Origin of the sequence: Aeromonas sp. QDB68 (genome assembly GCF_027707405.1) — a bacterium.
Taxonomy (GTDB): Bacteria; Pseudomonadota; Gammaproteobacteria; order Enterobacterales; family Aeromonadaceae; genus Aeromonas; species Aeromonas caviae.
On sequence record NZ_JAPCIQ010000140.1, the window covers coordinates 1 to 6505 of the forward strand.

9 protein-coding genes are annotated in these 6505 nt (G+C 55.7%); 5 read left to right on the top strand and 4 right to left on the bottom strand.

The features are described 5' to 3' along the window. The first annotated feature begins 131 nt into the window (after positions 1 to 131). The 3 genes from PG892_RS20905 to PG892_RS20915 all read left to right on the top strand — a co-directional run bounded on the left by PG892_RS20905 (position 132) and on the right by PG892_RS20915 (position 3394). On the top strand, positions 132 to 503 hold the full coding sequence (locus tag PG892_RS20905) for a hypothetical protein (protein ID WP_004099020.1): 372 nt from the start codon (positions 132 to 134) through the stop codon (positions 501 to 503). Between the two features lie 317 nt (positions 504 to 820). Beyond that, positions 821 to 2089, top strand: a complete 1269-nt coding sequence (locus tag PG892_RS20910) for an IS4-like element ISApu1 family transposase (RefSeq protein ID WP_011191342.1) — start codon at positions 821 to 823, stop codon at positions 2087 to 2089. A gap of 27 nt (positions 2090 to 2116) precedes the next feature. Further along, positions 2117 to 3394 carry an SEL1-like repeat protein gene (locus PG892_RS20915; protein WP_270825805.1) on the top strand — a complete coding sequence of 426 codons (1278 nt, stop codon included), beginning with the start codon at positions 2117 to 2119 and terminating at the stop codon, positions 3392 to 3394. A gap of 437 nt (positions 3395 to 3831) precedes the next feature. Here the strand turns inward: PG892_RS20915 and PG892_RS20920 are convergent, their stop codons facing one another. From PG892_RS20920 to PG892_RS20935, 4 genes are all read right to left on the bottom strand, one after another. Further along, a complete protein-coding gene (locus tag PG892_RS20920; RefSeq protein ID WP_139743096.1) occupies positions 3832 to 4104 on the bottom strand; it encodes a hypothetical protein in 273 nt (90 codons plus the stop codon). Positions 4105 to 4124: 20 nt separating this feature from the next. Continuing rightward, positions 4125 to 4508 (bottom strand): hypothetical protein, encoded by a 384-nt coding sequence (locus tag PG892_RS20925; RefSeq protein ID WP_139743097.1) that lies wholly within the window; start codon positions 4506 to 4508, stop codon positions 4125 to 4127. A gap of 207 nt (positions 4509 to 4715) precedes the next feature. Continuing rightward, positions 4716 to 5009, bottom strand: a complete 294-nt coding sequence (locus PG892_RS20930; protein WP_101617266.1) for a type II toxin-antitoxin system RelE/ParE family toxin — start codon at positions 5007 to 5009, stop codon at positions 4716 to 4718. Beyond that, a complete protein-coding gene (locus PG892_RS20935; protein WP_101617265.1) occupies positions 4997 to 5284 on the bottom strand; it encodes a CopG family ribbon-helix-helix protein in 288 nt (95 codons plus the stop codon). Before PG892_RS20935 ends, PG892_RS20930 begins: the two co-directional genes overlap by 13 nt. 204 nt (positions 5285 to 5488) lie before the next feature. Here PG892_RS20935 and parA point away from each other — a divergent pair, with 204 nt between their 5' ends. Continuing rightward, a complete protein-coding gene (parA, locus tag PG892_RS20940; protein ID WP_182935892.1) occupies positions 5489 to 6118 on the top strand; it encodes a ParA family partition ATPase in 630 nt (209 codons plus the stop codon). 20 nt (positions 6119 to 6138) lie between these two features. After that, on the top strand, positions 6139 to 6336 hold the full coding sequence (locus tag PG892_RS20945; RefSeq protein WP_161508007.1) for a plasmid partition protein ParG: 198 nt from the start codon (positions 6139 to 6141) through the stop codon (positions 6334 to 6336). Positions 6337 to 6505 lie beyond the last annotated feature (169 nt).

Consider the following 6505-nt stretch of genomic DNA (forward strand, 5'->3'; position numbering starts at 1 on the left):
TGCGATTAAATCAGATCACAAACGAAGCCTTTTTTCTATCTATTTCAATTGGTTGTAGCTAAAGATCCTGTACATGACAGGTCACTGCAGCGGCCAAACTGTTGCCACATCTCAGTTCAGGAGGAAACGCAATGACTCAGGAAAGGATCCAGACCCGCTACCCACTCGGCGGCCCCTTCGCCACCCAGGCTGAGCTGGAGCAGGCCATCACCCAGGCCATAACGACCCACAGACAAGATTTCTTCCCTCTGCTGGAACGGCTGGTGGACGTGGGGGACACCCGGGTCAACCTCAGTCAGGAGAACCCGCTGCGGGTGCTCAGCATCGAACTCGCTGACGGCCGTGAAGGAGTGGCCCATATCAACTACGAGTCCAACTTCGCCGAGAGCTGCCTGATTATCAACGAATACGACCAGCACCAGACCAGCCTGGCCTTTCGCCTCGACGGGGATGCACTTATCTTCGACGTCGAACTGCCGATCGCGTGGAATTTCAATAACTGAAGATTCAGCGGTGTAATGCCGCCTGGTTGCTACACCCGGTCAGCCAGCTCCCCTCACCCTAACCCTCTCCCAAAGGGAGAGGGGATCAGCCCGTGCCAACCTCCAGCCGTGGTAGTCACTCCATACTCTGCTGTTATTTCAGGCGCCTGTAATCTTCCCCATATGGCTGTCATCTGAATAGCAATATCCAGCATATAGCCACCATAACCCTCACTCATGTACAGGATCTTTAGCGGCAACCAATTGAAATAGATATAAAAAAGGCTTCGTTTGTGATCTGATTTTATCGCCAAACAAAATCAACACGCGCGAAGCCTATGACTATTATCAACGCTAATTACTATCTGGAGCAACTCTTGGCTCCCGCCGCACTCGAGCGCATTGCTCGGCTCTGCAAGTTTTGTCTGCGTCAGCGTGCCATTACCCCAGCCATGCTCGTACCTGCACTGCTGCGGGCCATGGGAGGCGACCAGGTCAATGACATTGCCGGTTTACACCGCCATTTCAATGCCTTGCAACTGGTAAACACCCATCAGGTTTCTTACAAACCGTTTCACAATCAGCTGCGCAAAGAGAGCTTTGCCCTGTTTATGAAAGCCCTGGTCGAGCGGGCCATCGCCTTGCGTATCGACCATCAACTCAAAGCAGCCTCCCTCGGCGCGTTCAAGCAGGTGTTACTGCACGATGGCACCTCCTTTGCGGTGCATCGGCGCCTTGCTGCTGATTTTCCCGGCCGGTTCAAGACCATCAGTCCGGCAGCTATCGAGTGCCATATGACCATGTCACTGTCGGAGCAGAGCCCGTTGTGCATGAGTGTGTCTGCCGATACCGCAGGGGAACGGCAATTTCTGCCTGAAGCCCACACGCTGACCAACTGCCTGCTGCTGGCTGACGCAGGTTACATTGACAGGGCTTGGTTTGAGCAGGTGAACGACGCTGGCGGATTTTATCTGGTGCGCGGCACGAAAAGCCTGAACCCCAAGATAATCCAAGCCTGGCGCGGTGATGGACGGGAAGTACCCAAGCTGGCGGGACTATCTCTGAGAGAGGCCGGACGGCGACGCTGTCGGGCCGAGGTACTGGATATGGTGGTGAAGTCCGGCCAGGTCGAGTACCGGTTGATCCGGCGCTGGTTTGCTGAGGAAAAGCGGTTCTGTCTGTGGATGACGAACCTACCGCGAGCAGCATGGTCAGCAGAGCAGGTGATGAGCCTGTATCGCTGCCGTTGGCAGGTGGAGTTGTTATTTAAAGAGTGGAAATCGCACAACCGGCTCAAGGGGTTTGTGACGGGCGAGAAAGCGATTGCCGAGGGGTTGGTGTGGACGAGCCTGCTGTCGCTGGTGATGAAGAGACGGGTCGCGCAGAGTGTGATGAGTGGGGCGCTATCGATGCTGAAAGCGTCGAAGAACAGTGCGACGTGGTGGCTACCGCTATTGGAAGCAGTGGCCCATAGGGCGCTGACAGAAATAAGGGAAAGATTGGAATGGGCTGCCGATTATTTGGCCAAGAACGCCTGCCGAACCAAGCAGAGAAAGTCGATACAGAACAGGACCTTGGAAGGCGTTTTAAATGGACTCGCCGCTTAAGGTCCTGTACATGAATACGAACTAGGGATCATGTACAGCATAGGCTTAGGCGTCCCGCAGGACTCCAAGCAGGCCGTGACGTGGTTCCGAAAGGCCGCCGAGCAGGGCGATGCCAGCGCCCAGTACAACCTCGGGTTGATGTACGACAAAGGCCGTGGGGTGGCGCAGGACGACAAGCAAGCGGTGGCGTGGTATCGCAAAGCCGCCGAGCAGGGTGATGTCGATGCCCAAGGTTTGCTGGGGGTAATGTACGACAACGGCCGTGGGGTGGCGCAGGACGACAAGCAAGCGGTGGCGTGGTATCGCAAAGCCGCCGAGCAGGGCGATGCCGATGCCCAACTCCTGCTCGGGGTAAAGTACGAGCTGGGCAAGGGGGTGGCACAGGACGATAAGCAAGCGGTGGCTTGGACCCGCAAGGCCGCCGAACAGGGCAATGTCGATGCCCAAGGTTTGCTGGGGAGAATGTACCTCCATGGCCGCGGGGTGGCGCAGGACGACAAGCAAGCGGTGGCGTGGTATCGAAAAGCCGCCGAGCAGGGCAATGCCAATGCGCAAGGTTTGCTGGGGAGAATGTACCTCCATGGCCGCGGGGTGGCACAGGACGACAAGCAAGTGGTGGCTTGGACCCGCAAGGCCGCCGAACAGGGCGATGTCGATGCCCAAGGTTTGCTGGGGGAAATGTACCTCCATGGCCGCGGGGTGGCGCAGGACGACAAGCAAGCGGTGGCTTGGACCCGCAAGGCCGCCGAGCAGGGCAATGCCAATGCGCAAGGTTTGCTGGGGAGAATGTACGTCAATGGCCGCGGGGTGGCACAGGACTATAAGCAAGCGGTGGCGTGGTATCGAAAAGCCGCCGAGCAGGGCGATGCCATGGCCCAGTTCAATCTCGGGGTGATGTACACCAACGGCCGTGGGGTGGCGCAGGACGATAAGCAAGCGGTGGCGTGGTATCGAAAAGCCGCCGAGCAGGGCAATGTCGATGCCCAGTACAACCTCGGGGTAAAGTACGAGTATGGCAAGGGGGTGGCACAGGACTATAAGCAAGCGGTGGCGTGGTATCGAAAAGCCGCCGAACAGGGCGATGTCGATGCCCAACGTATCCTCGGAATGATGTACGACAACGGTGTGGGTGTGGTGCAGGATAACAAGCTAGCTTACGTCTGGAGTTCGGTGTCTGCCGCCAATGGGGATGTCAAGGCGGCTACAAACCGTGACCTTTTCGCCAAGCGTTTATCGCCTGCGGTATTGGCAGAGGCGCAGGCACTGGCTGGCCAGTATGTTGAACTGTACCAACCCAAGCAGTAACCCCATCTGCTAGTACGTATAAGGGGCGTTACGGTAAACCGGCGCCTCTTTTTGCTTTCTGATCAACCCGTGTGGTTCAAAACGTATACCATCAGAAACCCAAGGTATATGAGCAGTTTTTCATTTTTAAAGCTTATGAATCAATTGCTTACGGTGCAAATCTGTCAGGCCAGGAACCTCACAGATGCAGACCTGCTGCTGTGGGATGAAAATAAAGTTTCACCCTATAGATGGACAGATGCCGCCTTTTAGGCGGCATCTTGTTCACATTCACGAGCAAAGTATCATCCTTGTGTCGGGGTGATGGGGTCTCTGGCCAGATCCTGATGAAAATAGAGTTTCATCCTCTCTCAACCTTCGATCACCACAGCCGCAGCATAAAGAACCCCTTTCTGCAACTCTGTAAGCTTTGCCTTAGTCATGGCTTTTTTCCTCTATCAGTTGGCGAGGTACTGCTCGCACTCGCGCACCAGGGCGGCCAGCTGGTCATCAGACCAATCCGGCTTGCTGCGGATCAACAGCATTTGAAAAAACATTCCCTGCGCCTCTTCGTCCAGCTTCGTAGAGAAGGAAAACAGGCTAGGGGCTGGTGCTGCAGGCCGGTAGTAGGAGACAACAGCCTGAGCCAACCAGCGGGCAGATTCGCCCCCTTCCTCAAGGCGCTGGCGGATCTGCTCGGTGGTGAATAGCTGATGATTTTCGTTACTCATGAGTCCGTTTTTCCTCTAACTCAGGCCGCTGCGGCCGGGGTGCTCTTGGTGTACTCGCGCAGACCATCACGGACGGCCTGAATGATGCGGCACAGGTAGGTGTAATCAGGGTTATCGACCATCGGCAAGTCGTACCACCACTCATCCCCTACGACAGCAGTCATCAGCCCTGGATTACTGCAATATGAATTGGTGATCTCAATCCCCTCCGCATCACCCCACAACTCGCGGGCCCGCTCTTTATCAAACTCACCCCACTTTCGACGCTGGATGATATGGCCCCTGACATAGTTGGTCAGCGCCTCCCCCTCGGCCATTACTTCATCCCGGATCGAACTCAGGTTCTTGGCCAGGTAATGGTCATCACAGGAGATAAAGAACGCCTCCACACTGCGGCCGCCCATTGCGCCCCATGGTTAGGGTGAGACTTTATTTTCAAGGATGAAACTCTATTTTCGGGGATGACACTTTATTTTCATCCCACAGCTGCGTATTCCCACGCATGGCGATCACTCAATAACATCCATATCGATCAGCCAATAACATCCCAAATCGGACGCCCCTGGTACACATTGCGGAACGAGGTGTTTGGCCTGACGTTGTCTCTTACATCATGAGTAGCCAACTTCGCGTTGATGGCGGACAGCGAGCACCACGATGACATCCGGTTCAATGCGATAGCGGGCTAAATAGCCGCTGTCACCAAAGGGGATCACCCACTCACGAAACGCCTCTGGCAGTCCTTCTATGGGGCGGCCCATTGAGGGTTGGGCTGCGAGCTGGCGTAGGGACAGCTGGATTGTTGTTGCGGCCCGCTGTGCGACCTGCGGGCTTTTAGGGCGCAGGAATTCACGTAGGCGTTGCAGGTCTCGCAGGGCGGCAGGGGCAAAGATCACTGGTGGCATGCAGGAGGCGCTCCTTCGGCATCAGTGCCCCAAGAGGCTAGCCACTGATCCACATCTTGAGCGGTGGCATACTGGCCGGTCTCCTGGAACTCCTGCCAGGCCTCCAGAGTGTCGCGGTGGAAGGTCTCGCGCAGTTCTTCGCGCTCGACATACTGGCTGATGGCTTCGCGCATGAGCCAATGGGCTGAGCGTTCGCGGGAGGTTGCCAGGCGTTTGATGCGTTCCTGGGTATCGGCGTCGAGTTTGATCGAGACCGGTTTGGATTGTGTGGGCATGGTGGTACTCCAAGGTAATACCTGTGATTACCCATAGCATACCATTGAGCCCGTTTTCTTGATCAGGTTTTTGGGCTGTGAGGGCTTCTGGCGTCCAGCCAGGACAGCGAGGGGTGGCAGCTATTAGCGCTGATCTCTTGAATCAAATACTCATTTGATGTTTTACTCTTTTACTTATTCACTTGGTTGAGTTAAGAGGTGGGCATGCTGGTTATATCGGTGTTGAACCAGAAAGGAGGGAGCGGCAAAACCACAATTGCCACTCATCTAGCGCGAGCCTTTCAGGTGGCTGGTCACGATGTGCTGTTGATCGACAGCGATCCCCAGGGAAGTGCAAGAGATTGGTCCGCAGTGCGTGATGAGCAACCGGTGCCAGTGGTGGGGATAGATAGGCCAACCATTGAACGCGACATCAAGGCGGTGTCCCACAAGGACTTGATCGTGATCGACGGTGCTCCGCAGGCCGCTGACCTGGCGATATCCGCGATCAAGGCCAGCGACTTGGTATTGATCCCAGTACAACCCAGCCCCTATGACATTTGGGCTGCGTCTGATCTAGTGGATTTGGTTAAGCAGCGCATCGAGATGACAGATGGCCGCCTCAAGGCGGCGTTCGTGGTGAGTCGGGCCATCAAGAACACCAAGATCGGCGCTGAGATCAGAGAGGCGCTGGAAGGATATGGTCTGCCGGTATTGGCGGCGAGAGTGACCCAGAGTGTTGCTTATCCGAGCACCGCAGCGGCAGGCACCACCGTGCTTGATGTTGAGCCTAACAGCAATGCAGCCCAGGAAATACGGGGCTTGGCAGATGAAGTATTGGCATTACTCAAATGAGTTAATGAGGGTGTAAGTAAATGAGTATGTTGAAGGCTGGCCGTCCCAGCAGCGAAAAACGGGCAATGACCATGGGTGATATCGCAGGATCCGAGAAGATGAAGCGGGTTAATTTCGACCTGCCGGAGGCGCTGCATACCAAGCTGAAAATGCATGCTGCCGCGCAGGGGAAGTCCATCAAGGACATTATGACGGACTTCGTTGAAGCCCTGCCGTGATTGATTGATATGCAACTATCCTGTCGGGATAGTATTGAAAATATGAGCATTTTTTTGCAGTAGCGCGCACTAAAAAGCGTTGATCGATCTGTCTGCGCGCCTACGACTTCACGACTGACCGCGGCGCCATGGCGCTCAATGACTACGCCCGCTCCAACGACCCCTTTAC

Coding starts and splice junctions, on each gene's coding strand:
- parA (WP_182935892.1), top strand. CDS start 5,489: ATGCTGGTTATATCGGTGTTGAACCAGAAAGGAGGGAGCGGCAAAACC.
- PG892_RS20930 (WP_101617266.1), bottom strand. CDS start 5,009: ATGCCACCAGTGATCTTTGCCCCTGCCGCCCTGCGAGACCTGCAACGC.
- PG892_RS20945 (WP_161508007.1), top strand. CDS start 6,139: ATGAGTATGTTGAAGGCTGGCCGTCCCAGCAGCGAAAAACGGGCAATG.
- PG892_RS20910 (WP_011191342.1), top strand. CDS start 821: ATGACTATTATCAACGCTAATTACTATCTGGAGCAACTCTTGGCTCCC.
- PG892_RS20920 (WP_139743096.1), bottom strand. CDS start 4,104: ATGAGTAACGAAAATCATCAGCTATTCACCACCGAGCAGATCCGCCAG.
- PG892_RS20925 (WP_139743097.1), bottom strand. CDS start 4,508: ATGGGCGGCCGCAGTGTGGAGGCGTTCTTTATCTCCTGTGATGACCAT.
- PG892_RS20905 (WP_004099020.1), top strand. CDS start 132: ATGACTCAGGAAAGGATCCAGACCCGCTACCCACTCGGCGGCCCCTTC.
- PG892_RS20935 (WP_101617265.1), bottom strand. CDS start 5,284: ATGCCCACACAATCCAAACCGGTCTCGATCAAACTCGACGCCGATACC.